The 14,810-nt window shown below is 71.1% G+C and carries 15 protein-coding genes; 11 read left to right on the forward strand and 4 right to left on the reverse strand.

The features are described from left to right. From KFLA_RS37060 to KFLA_RS12220, 4 genes are all read left to right on the forward strand, one after another. A complete protein-coding gene (locus KFLA_RS37060; RefSeq protein WP_012920097.1) occupies window positions 1-135 on the forward strand; it encodes a SapB/AmfS family lanthipeptide in 135 nt (44 codons plus the stop codon). A gap of 72 nt (window positions 136-207) precedes the next feature. Then, window positions 208-2,187 carry a prolyl oligopeptidase family serine peptidase gene (locus KFLA_RS12210; RefSeq protein ID WP_012920098.1) on the forward strand — a complete coding sequence of 660 codons (1,980 nt, stop codon included), beginning with the start codon at window positions 208-210 and terminating at the stop codon, window positions 2,185-2,187. Further along, a complete protein-coding gene (locus tag KFLA_RS12215; RefSeq protein WP_012920099.1) occupies window positions 2,184-3,836 on the forward strand; it encodes an ABC transporter ATP-binding protein in 1,653 nt (550 codons plus the stop codon). Before KFLA_RS12210 ends, KFLA_RS12215 begins: the two co-directional genes overlap by 4 nt. Beyond that, window positions 3,833-5,548, forward strand: coding sequence for an ABC transporter ATP-binding protein (locus KFLA_RS12220; protein WP_012920100.1), 1,716 nt, complete (start codon window positions 3,833-3,835; stop codon window positions 5,546-5,548). Before KFLA_RS12215 ends, KFLA_RS12220 begins: the two co-directional genes overlap by 4 nt. Here KFLA_RS12220 and KFLA_RS12225 read toward each other — a convergent pair. Then, window positions 5,527-6,153, reverse strand: a complete 627-nt coding sequence (locus tag KFLA_RS12225; RefSeq protein ID WP_012920101.1) for a response regulator transcription factor — start codon at window positions 6,151-6,153, stop codon at window positions 5,527-5,529. The two genes, KFLA_RS12220 and KFLA_RS12225, sit on opposite strands and share 22 nt — an antisense overlap. A 159-nt stretch (window positions 6,154-6,312) precedes the next feature. Continuing rightward, complete coding sequence (locus tag KFLA_RS12230) at window positions 6,313-7,536, reverse strand: FAD-dependent monooxygenase (protein WP_012920102.1); 1,224 nt, start codon at window positions 7,534-7,536, stop codon at window positions 6,313-6,315. Window positions 7,537-7,633: 97 nt separating this feature from the next. Between KFLA_RS12230 and KFLA_RS12235 the strand changes: the two genes are divergently transcribed. Next, window positions 7,634-8,206 carry a TetR/AcrR family transcriptional regulator gene (locus tag KFLA_RS12235; protein ID WP_012920103.1) on the forward strand — a complete coding sequence of 191 codons (573 nt, stop codon included), beginning with the start codon at window positions 7,634-7,636 and terminating at the stop codon, window positions 8,204-8,206. Here the strand turns inward: KFLA_RS12235 and KFLA_RS12240 are convergent. Then, complete coding sequence (locus KFLA_RS12240; RefSeq protein ID WP_012920104.1) at window positions 8,203-8,511, reverse strand: DUF6703 family protein; 309 nt, start codon at window positions 8,509-8,511, stop codon at window positions 8,203-8,205. The genes KFLA_RS12235 and KFLA_RS12240 overlap by 4 nt on opposite strands. Before the next feature lie 67 nt (window positions 8,512-8,578). Here KFLA_RS12240 and KFLA_RS12245 point away from each other — a divergent pair, with 67 nt between their 5' ends. The 6 genes from KFLA_RS12245 to dusB all read left to right on the forward strand — a co-directional run bounded on the left by KFLA_RS12245 (window position 8,579) and on the right by dusB (window position 13,399). After that, entirely contained in the window at window positions 8,579-9,082 is a 504-nt protein-coding gene (locus KFLA_RS12245; protein ID WP_012920105.1) for a hypothetical protein, read from the forward strand. After that, window positions 9,069-9,749, forward strand: a complete 681-nt coding sequence (locus KFLA_RS12250) for a hypothetical protein (protein ID WP_012920106.1) — start codon at window positions 9,069-9,071, stop codon at window positions 9,747-9,749. The genes KFLA_RS12245 and KFLA_RS12250 overlap by 14 nt, the downstream gene beginning before the upstream one ends. A gap of 52 nt (window positions 9,750-9,801) precedes the next feature. Further along, entirely contained in the window at window positions 9,802-10,095 is a 294-nt protein-coding gene (locus tag KFLA_RS12255; RefSeq protein ID WP_041289290.1) for an antibiotic biosynthesis monooxygenase family protein, read from the forward strand. A gap of 90 nt (window positions 10,096-10,185) precedes the next feature. After that, the gene (locus KFLA_RS12260; RefSeq protein WP_012920108.1) at window positions 10,186-11,571 is read left to right on the forward strand and encodes a glycine--tRNA ligase; all 1,386 of its coding nucleotides are present in this window, start codon (window positions 10,186-10,188) and stop codon (window positions 11,569-11,571) included. Window positions 11,572-11,573: 2 nt separating this feature from the next. Beyond that, window positions 11,574-12,251 (forward strand): hypothetical protein, encoded by a 678-nt coding sequence (locus KFLA_RS12265; protein ID WP_012920109.1) that lies wholly within the window; start codon window positions 11,574-11,576, stop codon window positions 12,249-12,251. Window positions 12,252-12,253: 2 nt separating this feature from the next. Next, a complete protein-coding gene (gene dusB / locus KFLA_RS12270; protein ID WP_012920110.1) occupies window positions 12,254-13,399 on the forward strand; it encodes a tRNA dihydrouridine synthase DusB in 1,146 nt (381 codons plus the stop codon). A 355-nt stretch (window positions 13,400-13,754) separates the two neighbouring features. Here dusB and KFLA_RS12275 read toward each other — a convergent pair whose 3' ends face one another. After that, window positions 13,755-14,597: a DUF1028 domain-containing protein gene (locus KFLA_RS12275; protein WP_012920111.1), complete on the reverse strand. Its 843-nt coding sequence runs from the start codon at window positions 14,595-14,597 to the stop codon at window positions 13,755-13,757. Window positions 14,598-14,810 lie beyond the last annotated feature (213 nt).

Below are 14,810 nucleotides of genomic sequence, written 5' to 3' on the forward strand. Positions count from 1 at the left end.
ATGGCACTTCTCGACCTGCAGGGCCTCGAAGCCCCCACTGGGGGCGGCGGGGGTGGCGGTGGGGGCAGCACGCTGACCGTTCTCGGCTGTGGCTCCGCCAAGCCGAGCAACCTCAGCCTTCTGCTCTGTCACTGAGGCGCGTAGGTTCCGGGCGAGGCCCCCTGAGCTCGCCCGGAACTGCGGCCGCCACCGGGAACCAGGAGTCCCGTGCGGAAACCCGATCTGAGCTATCCCGACGCCGAGCGGCTGGCCGGCGCCGAGTTCCTGCACGGCCACGCGGTGGCGGATCCGTACCGCTGGCTGGAAGACGCCACGGATGCCCGGACGCAGGCCTGGCAAGCGGCACAGGACGAGCTCTGGCTCACCCAGGCCGCAGGGCTACCGGGCCGCTACCGTTTCCGGGCCCGGGTCGCCGCACTGAGCGCCGTCGGCACCACCAGTACGCCGACCTGGCGCGGCACACGGCAGTTCTTCGTCCGCCGGAGTCCCGGTCAGGAGCATCCGGCCCTGTACGTCGCCGACCCCGGTAAGCCCGAGCGGTCGCTGATCGACCCGACCCGCCACGACTCCTCCGGCCACACCACGCTCGATCGCTGGCAGCCTTCGCCGGACGGGCGGCTGGTCGCCTTCCAGCTGTCACGCGGCGACGAGCAGTCCGTACTGCACGTACTGGACGTCGGCACGGGCGAGGTCGTCGACGAGCCGATCGACCGGTGCCGGTACTCCCCGGTGGGGTGGCTCCCGGACAGCAAGGCCTTCTACTTCGTTCGCTCGCGCCGGCTGTGGCTGCACCGGATCGGCCGGGCGGACGACGTGCAGGTGCTGCCGGAGGAAGCGGCGTACGGGCTGGAGATGAGTGCGGACGGCAGGTGGCTGACCATCTCCGCCGCAGTTGCCGACCGCAACGATGTGTGGCTCGTCGACGTCAGCCGGCCCGACTTCGTTCCAGTGGTGGTGCAGCGAGGTGTCGACGCCCGCAGCGCGCCCGCCGTCGGCCCCGACGGCCGGCTCTACGTCGTGACCACCCTCGGCGCACCGTCCGGCCGGATCTGCGTCGCCGATCCCCACCGGCCTGGTCATGAGCACTGGACCGAGCTTGTCGGCGAGCAGCCGGGGGCGCCGCTGAGCCACCTGGCGCTGCTCGACGGGGTGCTGCTCGTCGGCCGGACGCGGCACGCGGCGAGCGAGCTGTTCGCCCACGATCCGTCGACTGGTGAGTGCCTGCGTGAGGTACCGCTTCCCGGTCTCGGCACGCTCGGCGAGCTCAGCACCCGCCCGGAGGGTGGCCAGGAAGCGTGGTTCAGCTACACCGACAGCGTCACGCCGCCCGGCGTCCATCGGTACGACGCCCGCAGCGGCCTGGTGACGCCATGGACCTCGGACTCCCGGGTGGTGACCGACGTCGAGGCGCGTCAGGTCACGTACCACTCCCGTGACGGTACGCCGCTCCGCATGCTGGTGGCCGGCCGGCCAGGCGCCGGCCGACCCCGTCCCACGGTCCTCTACGGGTACGGCGGCTTCGGGTTGTCGCTCACCCCCACCTACTCGGCGTTCGCCCTGGCCTGGGTGGAAGCCGGCGGCCTGTTCGTCACGGCGAACCTGCGCGGCGGAGGCGAACAGGGCGACGCGTGGCACCGGGCCGGTGTCCTGGACGGGAAGCAGTCGGTCATCGACGACTTCCTCGCCGCGGCCGAGTCCCTGGTCGCCGGCGGCTGGACGACGCCCGACCGGCTCGGTATCTGCGGCGAGTCCAACGGCGGACTGCTGGTCGGGGCGGCACTCACCCAGCGCCCGGACCTGTTCGCCGCGGCGGTCTGCTCGGCGCCGGTGCTCGACATGGTTCGCTACCAGCGGTCCGGTCTCGGCCAGGCCTGGGTCAGCGAGTACGGCTCCGCGGACGACCCGGCGCAACTGGCGACATTGCTTGCCTACTCGCCGTACCACCGGGTCGCAGCGATGGACTATCCGGCCGTGCTGCTGACGATCTTCGGGGCGGACACGCGGGTGGATCCGCTGCACGCACGGAAGATGTGTGCGGCTCTGCAGCACGCGACCACCGGTTCACGACCGATCCTGCTCAGGTACGAGCACGACGCGGGGCACCTTCCGGCGGGCGTCAGCCGCGGCATCGGGTTGGCTGCGGACCTGCTGGCATTCCTTGCCTGCCACACCGGGTTGCGCCCATGACCACCTTCGGCGCCGTACTGCGCCACGGACGGGGTTGGCTTCCGCTGATCGGGGCTGCCGCGCTGCTGGGCAGTCTGACCGTGCTGGCCTTGCCGACGGTGCTGGGGAGGGCCGTCGATGCCGTCGTCACCGAAGGGCCGGCCGGCCGTTGGGTGGTGGTTGCCTGCTGCCTGATCGCGATCGGTGTCGCCTGCGACCTGGTCGAGGTGGTTGCCGGCACGGCCTGTGTCGCCGGCACCACAGCGTGGCTGCGGAACCGGCTGGTCCGCCACGTCCTGGCGTCCGGACCCGAGGGAACGAGCAAGTTCGACACCGGAGACCTGGTCACCCGGGTGTCGAGCAACGCCCACGACGCGGCGCTGGCCGGTCCTGCCACGGTGACTGCGGTCGCCGCGGCCGTCCCACCGGTCGGCAGTCTGGTCCTGCTGGCGGTGATCGACCCGTGGCTGGCTGCTGCTTTTCTGGCCGGGGTCCTGCTCGTCGGCGTGGTGCTGTGGGCGTTCACTCGGCGGACCGCCGAGATCAGCCTCGCCTATCAGAAAACCCAGGGCCGGATTGCCGCAGCACTCACCGAGGCACTGGCCGGTATCCGGACCATCGTGTCCGCCGGGACCGTGCTGCGCGAGGAGCGCCGGATCCTGAGACCGCTGCCACAACTGCACGACCAAGGCCTGCGGACGTGGCGCGTCCTGGCCCGCTCCGGAGCGCAGGCCGCCGTGGCGGGGCCGCTGGTGCTGATCGCCGTCCTGGCCGTCGGCGGCATCCAGCTGGTGAACGGCCGGATCACGCCGGGCGAGTATTTCGCCGCCGCCCAGTACGCCGTCATCGGCGCGGGCCTGGGCAGCCTCACCGGCGTACTGGGCGAGCTGGCCAGGGCCCGGGCCGGAATCAACCGGGCCGCGGAGGTGACCGGAGTGGCGCCTGTTGCTTACGGCACCCTTTCGCTGCCGGCCGGTCCCGGCCGGCTGACCTTCGACGACGTCGTCGTCCGGGCCGGCGACAGACTGCTGCTGGACCGGGTGAACCTGGATCTGCCCGGCGGAGCCGCCGTCGCCGTGGTGGGACCGAGCGGCGCGGGCAAGTCCGTTCTGGCCGCTGTCGCCGGCCGGTTGCGCGACCCGGACTCCGGACAGGTTCAGCTCGACGGGATGCCCCTCGCCGGGCTGAGCCACCGCGCCCTGCGGCGCGCGGTGAAGTGCGCGTTCGAACGACCCGCGCTGGTCGGCTCGACCGTGGGGGAGGCGGTGTCGGTCGGCTCCGTCCCTTCGGTGCCGCTGCTCGCGGCGGCCCGCGCCACCCACGTGCACGACTTCGTCAGCCGGATGCCGGCCGGCTACCGCACACCGCTCGCCGAGGCGCCGTTGTCGGGCGGCGAGGCGCAACGGCTCGGGCTGGCCAGGGCCTGGACCGCCGACCGCCTGCTCATCCTGGACGACGCCACCTCCAGCCTGGACACCGCGACCGAGCTGCAGATCAGCAAGACGCTGATGGGCGACCGGCAGCGCCGTACTCGGTTGATCGTCACCCATCGCGCGGCCACCGCTGCTCGGGCTGACCTGGTGGTGTGGCTGGACCGCGGCCGGGTCCGCGGCGTCGGCCCGCACTACGAGCTGTGGGCGGACCCGGCGTACCGCGAGGTCTTCGGATGAAGCGCGAACTGCAGTACGCGGTAGGCGCCGTACGCCGTCGGTCGGCGGTGCTGCTGGCCGCCTGGTCGGTGCCGGAGATCTTGCCGACGGCCTGCTACGGGCTCGCCGTCGCTCACGCGGCGGACGCATTTCTCGGTGGGCGGGTGGAGACAGGTCTGGCCTGGCTCGGCGGTCTGCTTGCGGCCGCAGTACTGGGCGCGGTCGGTGCACGCCAGGTCTACCGACGGCTCGGTGAACTGGTTGAGCCGGTGCGCGACGACCTGGTCCGCAAGGTGGTGTCCGGCGCGCTGCGTACGGCGTGCGCCGACGGGGCCGTCGCTCGGCTGAACCGACAGGTGGAGATCGTCCGCGACACCTTCGCCGGGCTTGTCCTGGTGGTCCGGAGCTTCGCGGTGACGGTGATCGGGGTGGTCGTCGGGCTGCTGTCCCTGGATCCGCTGGTGGCGGCCCTCGTCGTACCGCCGTTCCTGCTGGGCTTCCTGCTGTCGTTCGGTGTGCTGGGGCTGGCCGCGACCCGGGTCCGCGCGTCCTTGCGGGCCGACGAAGATCTGACCACCTCGGCCGGGATGGCCTTTGCGGGGGTGCGGGACGTCGCGGCGACCGGGGCCGAGGGGTTCGCGGCCGGCCTGGTCGGCGTGCCGATCGCGGCCCACGCCGCGGCGGAGCGGTCGCTGGCGAAGGTCGCGGCGCTGCGAACGCTCTGCTTCGCGGTCGGCGGCTGGCTGCCGCTGGTCGTCCTGCTCGCCGCCGCGCCCTGGCTCACCGACCGCGGCGTGAGCACCGGAACCCTGCTCGGTGGCATGACGTACGTGCTGCTGGGACTTCAGCCGGCGCTCAACACGGTGATGTCCGCGCTCGGCGACAGCGGTCTGCGCTACGTGGTCACACTGGGCCGGGTGCTCGACATGAGCGAGGTCGCGGAGCCGCGGTCGCTCGGCCAGCTGCCGACCGGTCATCAGGTCCGGCTGCGGCGGGTCTCCTTCGCCTACGGCCCGGACGCCGCACCGGTGCTGCACGACCTGGACCTGGTCGTCGGGGAGTCCGACCACCTCGCAGTCGTCGGCCCGAGCGGCATCGGTAAGTCGACGCTGGCACGGCTGATCTGCGGGCTGCTGCCGCCGACGGACGGCAAGATACTGCTCGGCGGCGTACCGCCGGCGGCTCTCCTCCCGACCGAGCTGACCGGCTCGCGGGTCCTCATTCCGCAGGAGGCGTACGTCTTCACGGGCACGATCCTGGCCAACCTGGTGTACCTGCGGCCGGACGCCACCGAGGCCCAGGTCCGCGCGGCGACCGAAGCCGTGGGTGCCGCCGGCCTGGTCGATCGACTGGGCGGACCCGCGACCGTCATCAGACCGTCGGACCTGTCGGCCGGGGAGCGCCAGTTGCTCGCACTGGCTCGGGCCTACTTGTCCCCGGCGCCGCTGGCCGTGCTGGACGAAGCCACCTGTCACCTGGACCCGGAGGCGGAGCGCATCGCCGAGGAGGCCTTCGCCAACAGACGCGGCAGTCTCGTCGTCGTTGCGCACCGGATCAGCTCCGCCGTACGGGCGCGGCGCGTCCTTGTCCTGGACGGCAGCCGCGCTGCCATCGGCAACCACACCAGCTTGCTCGCGACCAGCCCTCTGTACGCCGATCTGGTCGGTCACTGGGCCGGTCCGGACGTGGTGCGGACCGAGTTGGCCGAGGATCAGATCCAGCCGGCGTCCTGAGCCTTGCGAATCGCTTCGATCCGGCTTCTGGCGCCGGTCTTGCTGAGGATGCGGGACAGGTAGTTCCGCACGGTGCCCGGGCTCAGGCACAGGATCTGCGCCACCTCCTGCGCGGTGGCGCCGGTCCCGATCAGCCGCAGAACCTCGCACTCCCGCTCGGTCAGCGGGTTGTCACCGGCTCTCAGCGCCGCGAGCGCCAGGCTGACGTCGAAAACCGGCCTGCCGTCGGCGACCTCCCGGACGGCGTCGACCAGGTCGTCGGGCGACGCGTCGGTGGTCATCACCCCGACCTTCGCCGACTGCTTGGCCGCCGCCAGCGCCAGCGAGATGGACCCGCCGTCGTCCCGCTCGATCAGCATCAGCAGCGCGTAGCCCTCGAGCCGGCCGCAGAGCTCCTCCATCCCGATCGCGCCCGGCAGCAGCGGATCGAGCACCACCACCTCCGGCCCTCCGGACACCTCCAGCACTTCGTCGGCGCGAGCGCACTCCGCGACCACCTTCAGATCGGATTCCCTGCCGAGCACCGCGGCCAACGCCCCACGTACCAGCGTGCCGCGGTGACCGATGGCAACTCGGATCACCTCTCCGCCCCCCTGGCGAATCACCTTCGCTGATTCCGGAAACCGCCGGTGACCTAAAGCGGCCGAATTTCTGGAATCGGTCACCGACAGTCTCCAACGAGACGTCCGCGATGTCACCAGTCCAGGCCGTCCCATCTCGACCGACTGCTCGCACGGGCCGCTGGGCCGGCGGGGCCAGGCCGGTCAGGGCGTCCGGACGAGGTCCCGGTAGTCCGGCAGCTGCACCGAGCTGAGCACCTTGCCGAAACCGCTGCGAGCCCACACGAAGCGCTGCACCCGCTCCGGCAGCCGAATCAGCACGGCTGTCGCGGCCGGTGTCAGCCGAACGGCGGTAGGACTCGCCGGGATGATCGAGCGCATCAGCTTCGGCCCGATCCGACGGCTCTGCTGCACGACGTCCCGCACCTGCCGCTGGTAGTTCCGCAGCCCCGACAGCAGATCACTGCGCGCCGCGGCCAACTCACCCGCCAGCACGTACGCCGAGACGACGGCCAGGCTGGTCCCGCCGCCGACCGCCGGTCCCGGGCAGAAGCCCGCGTCGCCGACCAGCGCCACCCGGCCCCGGTGCCAGTCCTCGAGAGTGATCTGCGTGATCGAGTCGAAGTAGAAGTCGTCTGCGGCATCGAGGTGTTCCAGCAGTTGCGGCACCTTCCAGCCGTGGCCCCGGAACTGGTCACGCAGCAACTGCTTCTGCCGTTCCTTGTCGCGGTGGTCGTCGCCGAGCTCCTCCTTCGTCCGGAACAGGAAGGTCGCACGGGCCTGGCCGGTCTGGTGCACGCCGTACACGCCGACGAGCCGGTCGACGCTGAGATGGGTCAGCATCCGGTTGTCGAGGCCGAACGAGTTCGGCAGCGAGTAGACGCCGAGGTAGCCGCCGAGCGGCCGGCGGAACTGTTGCTCCGGGCCGAAGACCAGCCGGCGCACGGTCGAGTGCATGCCGTCGGCACCGATCACCAGGTCGAACCGCTCCGGCGGCGCCTGCTCGAAGGTGACGTCCACACCGTCGCCGTCGTCGTGCAGCGAAGCGATGGAGTCCCCGAACCGGTAGTCCACGCCGGCCCGCGTCGCGTCGTACAGGATGCTGGTGAGTTCGCCGCGCAGGATCTCGACGTGCTGGTCGGAGAGGCCGGCGCTGAGCTTGTCGAGGTCGACGTCGACCGGTGGTTTGCCGTAGCGCTCCATGCTGAGCCACCGGGTTCGCGTGCGGGCCTCGTGGATCCGGTCGGCCAGGCCCATCCGGGCGGTGATCTCGACGGCGGCGGCGAACAGGTCGACCGCGTGACCGCCGAGACCGTGGCGGCCGGCCGAGGTGCGCTCGACCACGGTGGGCCGGAAGCCGTACTGCCGCAGCCAGTAGGCCAGCACCGGCCCGGCGACGCTCGCGCCGGAGATCAGAACCTTCTGCATGACGCCACCTCTCGGTTGTTTACTTAACGGAAGGTAAGCAATCGAGAGGTGAATCTGTCAATGGTTCACTTAACGGGCGGTCAGCTAGTCTTCCGGCATGCCCAGAGCACGCAGCGGCGACACCAAGGCGCGGATTCAGGCGGTGGCGCTGGAGCTCTTCGCGAGCAAGGGCCTGCAGCAGACCAGCCTGCGGGACATCGCTGACCAGCTGGGCATGACGAAGCCTGCGCTCTACTACCACTTCGCGTCGCGCGACGAGCTCGTGCGCAGTCTCGCGATACCGCTGATCGACGACATGACGGCGTTCCTCGCCGGGCTGGAGGCCTCGCCCGCGGATCCGCGGGAGCTGCTCGGCGCGTACTTCGACGTCACCTACCGGCACCGAGTGCTGCTGCAGGTCGCGATCCGGGACCTGAGCGTGCTGCAGCAGATGGACCTCACCGACCACGTCTTCGACTGGCGCCGCCGGATCGTCGCGCTGCTGATCGGCCCGTCGCCGTCCCTGGAGCACCAGGTCCGGGGCATGGTCGCGCTCGGCGGCCTGTCGGACTGCACGGTCGCGTTCGAGGACGTCGACGTCGACGAGCTGCGCACCGCCGCGGTAGCCGCGGCGTACGACGCCTTGCGGCCGGGAGTTCAGGGCATGTCTGCCCAGGGCATGGCGCCCTAGCCGCCGGCGATTCTCGAGACCGCGAACAGGACGATCACCAGCACGGTGAAGACCCGGACGGCTCGCTGGCCGTTGGTGACGACCGGCCAGGACAGGAACCCGAGCCACGCCAGCAGCAGGGCCAGCACGATCAGCGCCGGGACCGCGATCGCCACCGGAGTGAACACTCCGAGCAGAGCCAGCGCCAGGGTGATGGCCGGCAAGGTCAGCTTCGGCATCGCGTGCAGCTTCGCCACGACCGGGTAGCTGGCCTTGGTCACCCGCTGCCGAAGCGGACTCACCGGCTGACTGCTGGAAGTACTCATCCGCCCATTGTTCCATCCCTGTGGACAACTCCCACGCCGCTGCACCGGGCGCGGATACATTCCTGTCATGACCGCACTGCCCTCCGTAGCCGCCGTTCGCGCCGACCTTCCGGCCGTCCTGACCCGCTTCCGCACCGGCGACACGCACGCCTTCAGCTTCGGCGACGGCGTGCCCGAAGCCGTGCTGCTCACCTACGACGAGTTCGAGGACCTCGGCGGCGAGACCAAGTTCGCCGTCGGCGACGAGGTCCTCGAGCCCGCCGCCCTCGCCGCCCAGCTCCCCGCCCTGCTCACCACCCTCCGGGCCGGCTCCGCGATCCCCGTCGTCTGGGGCACAGACGGCGAGCCCGAAGCCGTCCTGCTCTCCACCTCCGCCTACCGAACCCTCCGCGGCGACGACGAACCCCCAGCAGGCGTCCCCGACGACCCCACCCAACGCACCTACCCCACCGAGCCACTGCCCACGAGCCGCCCGTTCGACTTGGACGAGTTCGCCGAGGGTGATCCGTTCACGCAGGAGCTGCTCCGGGAGATCCGGGCCGACCGGCAGTCACCGGATGACAAGCGCTGAGCGGCAGCGGTACCTGCTGGAGGCGAGTCCGCAGTTCGCCCTGGACGTCAAGCTCCTGCAGGCACGTGCGAAAGCGGACCCGGCCCGGCACTTGCACCTGTACCGCGAGGTCCTGCGGCTGATCGAAGACCTGCGCGACGGCGTGAGCGACGGGCATCACGCGCTCGGCTACGAAGCCGGAAAGGGTGATCTCAGGGACTGCGTGACCGCGTACGTCGCGGCCGACCCGCAGGCGAAGGCTAATCACCGGCTGGTGTTCCGGGAGCTCGGCCCTGCGGCACCAGGCGGGCTTCCGCGGCGGGAACTGCTGGCGGTGAAACCCCGCCAGGGGACCGGGAACGTCTACGAACACGTCTGCGCCCGCCTCGGCCGGCACCCGGCCGACCGCCAGCCTGGCTTGAACCGCTTCGGCGACCGCGCTCCAGGTGCCAAGGCGAGTCAGGCGCAACGGCAGGCGGAGCTGGACACCAAGCGCGCGATCGCGCACGCGTGGGCGGGGCAGATGCCACTGGCCTCCTCACGGCCACTGGCGCCTCCCGGGACGGGGCAGCGTGCCGGTCCGTCGGTCCCCTCACCGTCGCGGGCGCGGACCGCGGGTGCGGGACGTGCTGCGAGCGGGCCCGGCCGGCCGAGCGGAACGGGCTGGCCGCCCCCGAGGGACCGATGAGCCGGAGCCGCCCGCCGCGTGGGCTGCGGATGCAGGCGCTTAAGGTGACGGAGTGTTCGTCGTGATCAGGTTTCGGGTGGGGGAAGCGGTGCAGCGGGAGTTCGGGCCGCGGCTGGCGGCTGCTGTGGAGGTGTTGTCGCGGCAGAAGGGGTTCGTGGCGGCGCGGACCGGGCGGAACGTGGACGACCCGGAACTGCTCGCGCTGACCATGGAGTGGGAGAACGTCGGCAGCTACCGGCGGGCGTTGTCGCCGTTCGAGGTGAAGATGGCGGCGGTGCCGTTGCTGTCGGAGGCGATCGACGAGCCCACGGCGTACGAGTCGTTCGAGGCCGCTCACCTGCCGTAGCAGCTACCTGATGGATGCGACGTGGGGTCCCCCGGCCCGATAGCCTGGACCCTTCCGTTCCCCAACCTGTGTTCTCACTGGAGTCGAAAAGTGCCCGTGGATACCGTCGATGCCGTCGTCAGCCTCAGCAAGCGCCGGGGCTTCGTCTACCCGTGCGGCGAGATCTACGGCGGTACGCGGTCGGCGTGGGACTACGGACCGCTCGGTGTCGAGCTGAAGAACAACGTGCGCAACCAGTGGTGGCGGGCGATGGTGACGAGCCGTGACGACGTGGTCGGGCTCGACTCCTCGGTGATCCTGCCGACCAAGGTGTGGGAGGCGTCCGGCCACCTGTCGGAGTTCGTCGACCCGCTGACCGAGTGCCAGTCGTGCCACAAGCGCTTCCGCGACGACCACCTGCGCGAGGACTACGCCCGGCGCAAGAACAAGAACGCCGACGAGGTCCAGCTCGCCGAGATCGCCTGCCCGAACTGCGGCAACAAGGCCACCTTCACCGAGCCGCGCATGTTCAACGGCCTGCTGAAGACCTACCTCGGCCCGGTGGAGTCCGAGGAAGGCCTGCACTACCTGCGCCCGGAGACCGCCCAGGGCATCTTCGTGAACTTCGCGAACGTGATGGGCACCGCGCGCAAGAAGCCGCCGTTCGGCATCGCCCAGGTGGGCAAGAGCTTCCGCAACGAGATCACGCCGGGCAACTTCATCTTCCGGACCCGCGAGTTCGAGCAGATGGAGATGGAGTTCTTCGTCGTACCGGGCTCCGACGAGGACTGGCACGAGTACTGGCTGAAGGCCCGCTGGGACTGGTACGTCGGCCTCGGGCTCAACCCGGACAACATGCGCTTCTACGAGCACCCGCAGGAGAAGCTGAGCCACTACTCGAAGCGGACCGTCGACATCGAGTACAAGTTCAACTTCGGCGGCAAGGAGTTCGACGAGCTCGAGGGCATCGCGAACCGGACCGACTTCGACCTGTCCACGCACAGCAAGCACTCCGGCGCCGACCTGTCGTACTTCGACCAGGAGAAGGGCGAGCGCTGGACGCCGTACGTGATCGAGCCGGCGGCCGGGCTGACCCGCAACGTGCTGGCCTTCCTGCTCGACGCCTACACCGAGGACGAGGCGCCGAACGCCAAGGGCGGCGTGGACAAGCGGACCGTGCTGCGCTTCGACCCGCGGCTCGCCCCGGTCAAGGCGGCCGTGCTGCCGTTGTCGCGCAACGCCGACCTGTCCCCGAAGGCCAAGGACCTGGCCGCCGAGCTGCGGCAGAGCTGGAACGTCGACTTCGACGACGCGGGCGCGATCGGCCGGCGCTACCGCCGCCAGGACGAGATCGGTACGCCGTACTGCATCACCGTCGACTTCGACACCCTCGAGGACCACGCCGTGACGATCCGCGAGCGCGACTCGATGAAGCAGGAGCGCGTCGCGCTCACCGAGGTCACCGGGTACCTGGCCCAGCGTCTGGTGGGCTGCTGAGCATGCCGATCGCGTACGCCGGACGGGTGCTGGCGGCCGGTGCTGCCGTCGTCCTGCTGCTCGCGGGCTGCTCCGACGACGCGCCGTCGGCCGATGCCGGCAGCACACCGTCGCCGTCGGCTCCGGCGGCCTCGACCGGACCGAGCAGCGCCCCGATCCCGACTCCGTCGGCGCCGACCCTGACGCCGCTGCCGACGCCGTCGAAGCCGTGGCCGACGCCGAAGGTGACCGGGACGCCGGACGACGACGCCCCGCTGGCGACGCGGATCCGGTTCGCGATCGCCAAGCAGGTGCAGGTCGCCGCCGGCAAGGCCGCGACGACCAAGGTGACCTGCCCGGGCATCGAGGACGCCGACGAGCCCGGCAAGCACGAGCTGACCTGCACGGTGAACTACGCGGGCAAGACCTACCGGGGTCAGCTGACCGTCGACGCCGAGCAGTACAGCGCGACGTACAAGTTCACCTCGCAGTCGGTCGCGATCGTGAAGCCGAAGGTCGTCGACGCGGTCCAGCGGGCGGCGTCGGGCGCGGCGAAGGTGACCTGCACAATGGATGACGTGACCGTCGTGAAGCACACCGCGCAAGGCATCGCCTGTGACGTGACGACCGTCGAGAACGCCGTCCAGCCGTACCGGGCCCGGATCTCCGGCAACGGCCAGGTCCTGGTCTCGAAGGCGTGACCGTGACCCGCATCCCACCCGGTCAGGCACTGCGGCTCGGCAACCTCACCATCGACACCCCGGTGGTGCTCGCGCCGATGGCCGGCATCACCAACGCGGCGTACCGGCGGCTGTGCGCGGAGCAGGGCGCCGGGCTGTACGTCTGCGAGATGATCACGTCGCGCGGCATCGTCGAAGGTGACCAGAAAAGCCTCGACATGCTCACCTTCGACGAGCGGGAGACGGTCCGCTCGGTCCAGCTGTACGGCGTCGACCCGGTCTACATCGGCCGCGCGGTCGAGCTGCTCTGCGACGCGTACGGCGTGGCGCACATCGACCTCAACTTCGGGTGCCCGGTGCCGAAGGTGACCCGCAAGGGTGGCGGCGCGGCGCTGCCGTGGAAGCGCAACCTGCTCGGCGCGATCCTGCAGTCCGCGGTGAAGGCCGCCACGCCGTACGACGTACCGGTGACGATGAAGACCCGGATCGGCATCGACAGTGAGCACCAGACCTACCTGGACGCCGGGCGGATCGCCGAGGAGTCCGGCGCGGCCGCGATCGGGCTGCACGGGCGGACGGCCGCCCAGGCGTACTCCGGTCAGGCGGACTGGACCAAGATCGCCGAACTGGTCGAGCACGTCGACATCCCGGTGCTCGGCAACGGCGACATCTGGGAGGCGTCGGACGCGCTGCGCATGGTCGAGCAGACCGGGTGCGCCGGGGTGATCGTCGGCCGCGGCTGCCTGGGACGGCCGTGGTTGTTCCGCGATCTGGCCGTCGCCTTCGCCGGTGGCGAGGCGCTGAACCTGCCGACGCTCGGTGAGGTCGCGACGGTGATGCGTCGGCACGGCGAGCTGCTGGCCGACCTGATGGGGGAGCAGCGTGGGTTGCGGGACTTCCGCAAGCACGTCCCGTGGTACTTGAAGGGTTTCCCGGCCGGCGGGGAGCTGCGTGCGGCCCTCGGCATGGTCGACTCCCTCGCCCGCCTCGACGAACTGCTCGCCCAGCTCGACCCGACCGCCCCGTTCCCGGTCGCCGAGCTCGGCGCCCCCCGCGGCCGTCAGGGCTCACCGCGCGACCACGTCGTGCTGCCCCACGGCTGGCTCGACGACACCGACGGCCTGAACCGCGACCTCGCCGACGCCGAGATCGGCGTCTCCGGCGGCTGAGCCCGCGCCCCGTCCTGCTCCGGGGCCCGCCTCACCGGGTGGCGACCTCGGCGCTTCACCAGCTGAATCCGCAGCACTCACCAACATCGGCCAGCGCTGCCGGTCCTACGCTTGGTGAGCTGGTGCGGGCCACGGCCGGCGGGGGTTGGTGAGTGGTGGAGACTCACGCGGGACCGGCGACGGCGGTCGGTGCGGGTCGGCTGAGCTGCTGGTCAGTGGCCCGTCGGATCCGACCGCACCGAGGGCGAACCTGCTCGTACCGAGCTTGATTCCTTCGGGGGTGGCGATTGCGCCGGTCGCGAAGATCGCGCGTCCGCTGGGAGAAGTACGCGCCGACAGGTGCCCAGGGCCCCTGTCAGCTGGGCGGTGCGTGGTTGCGGAGCTGCTCGAGAACGACCGGGTCGAGCCGGCCGGGGACCAGGCGTTCTTCGAAGTTCTCGGTGCCGGCCCAGGTGTCGAGGGCGTCGGCGAGAGTGGAGCCGGTGGTGGAGTAGCCGAGACGGTCGAGCAGAGCGGCGACTTCCTCGGCGAGAGCGCCTTCCAGCGGCAGCAGGCCGGCCGGGTCCGGCTTGCCGAAGTACAGCTCGTGCAGGGCGAGCAGCCGGCCCAGCTCCTCGGTCGGGGTGCGGTGGTCGTCGACGCGGAGGTCGATCGCGAGATCCAGCACTCCGCCGTACGCCGCGCCCGCGCGCCAGACCCGGAGGGCGGCGCTCTGCCGGCCCCGCCGATCACCGCCGGCGCGATCGCCCGCCACCAGCGATTCCAGCAGCCGGCGCTCGAACGGCTCGTCCGCGCGTTCCCGCCAGGTCTGCGCCATCGCCTCGACCACCTGCGGTCCGGCCAGGATGTTGCCCTGCACGGCGTACCCGTCGCCGGCCTGGCCGCCCGCCCAGTCCAGACAGTCCGGGCCGGTGAACGTCGCTCCGCGTCCGGCGGTATCGACGACCCCGACCTGCCGGCTGTCCCGCTCGTCGTCGGCCCCGGTCAGCCGAGCCACGACCTCGTCCGCCGCCAGGCCGCCGGCCAGCAGGTCCAGACCGTCGGGCCCGTACGACAGGTTCGCCGCGGCCTGGGTCGCCACCGCGCCCGCGCCGGCCCGGCCCCACGGCACGACCGCGCCGACGGCGAGGAACTTCGACGCCACCGCGACGCCCCAGGACGCCGACTCCGGGTCGTACGCCACGATCGAAAACGTCATCGCCCGCTCCTTCTGCTCCGAAGCCCGCGGTTCCGACGCCGGCGGGCTCGACCGTCGAGCAGTCTAGGGCGTGTTGAGCGATTCCCTGCGTGCTGCGCGGTACCCGGCACCTGCTCGCGACTCAGGGAATCGATCAACACGCCGTAGAGCGGCTGGCGCCGGCGCGCAGCAGGCCGGAATCGGCAGGAACGCCCTGGTGTCCCGTCCGCGAGA

The organism is Kribbella flavida DSM 17836 (assembly GCF_000024345.1).
Classification (GTDB): Bacteria; Actinomycetota; Actinomycetes; order Propionibacteriales; family Kribbellaceae; genus Kribbella; species Kribbella flavida.

Excerpts from the sequence above, each read along its gene's own strand:
- KFLA_RS12240 (WP_012920104.1), bottom strand. The coding sequence starts at position 8,511 with ATGAGTACTTCCAGCAGTCAGCCGGTGAGTCCGCTTCGGCAGCGGGTG.
- KFLA_RS12230 (WP_012920102.1), bottom strand. The coding sequence starts at position 7,536 with ATGCAGAAGGTTCTGATCTCCGGCGCGAGCGTCGCCGGGCCGGTGCTG.
- KFLA_RS37060 (WP_012920097.1), top strand. The coding sequence starts at position 1 with ATGGCACTTCTCGACCTGCAGGGCCTCGAAGCCCCCACTGGGGGCGGC.
- KFLA_RS12235 (WP_012920103.1), top strand. The coding sequence starts at position 7,634 with ATGCCCAGAGCACGCAGCGGCGACACCAAGGCGCGGATTCAGGCGGTG.
- KFLA_RS12250 (WP_012920106.1), top strand. The coding sequence starts at position 9,069 with ATGACAAGCGCTGAGCGGCAGCGGTACCTGCTGGAGGCGAGTCCGCAG.
- KFLA_RS12275 (WP_012920111.1), bottom strand. The coding sequence starts at position 14,597 with ATGACGTTTTCGATCGTGGCGTACGACCCGGAGTCGGCGTCCTGGGGC.
- KFLA_RS12245 (WP_012920105.1), top strand. The coding sequence starts at position 8,579 with ATGACCGCACTGCCCTCCGTAGCCGCCGTTCGCGCCGACCTTCCGGCC.
- KFLA_RS12265 (WP_012920109.1), top strand. The coding sequence starts at position 11,574 with ATGCCGATCGCGTACGCCGGACGGGTGCTGGCGGCCGGTGCTGCCGTC.
- KFLA_RS12215 (WP_012920099.1), top strand. The coding sequence starts at position 2,184 with ATGACCACCTTCGGCGCCGTACTGCGCCACGGACGGGGTTGGCTTCCG.
- KFLA_RS12220 (WP_012920100.1), top strand. The coding sequence starts at position 3,833 with ATGAAGCGCGAACTGCAGTACGCGGTAGGCGCCGTACGCCGTCGGTCG.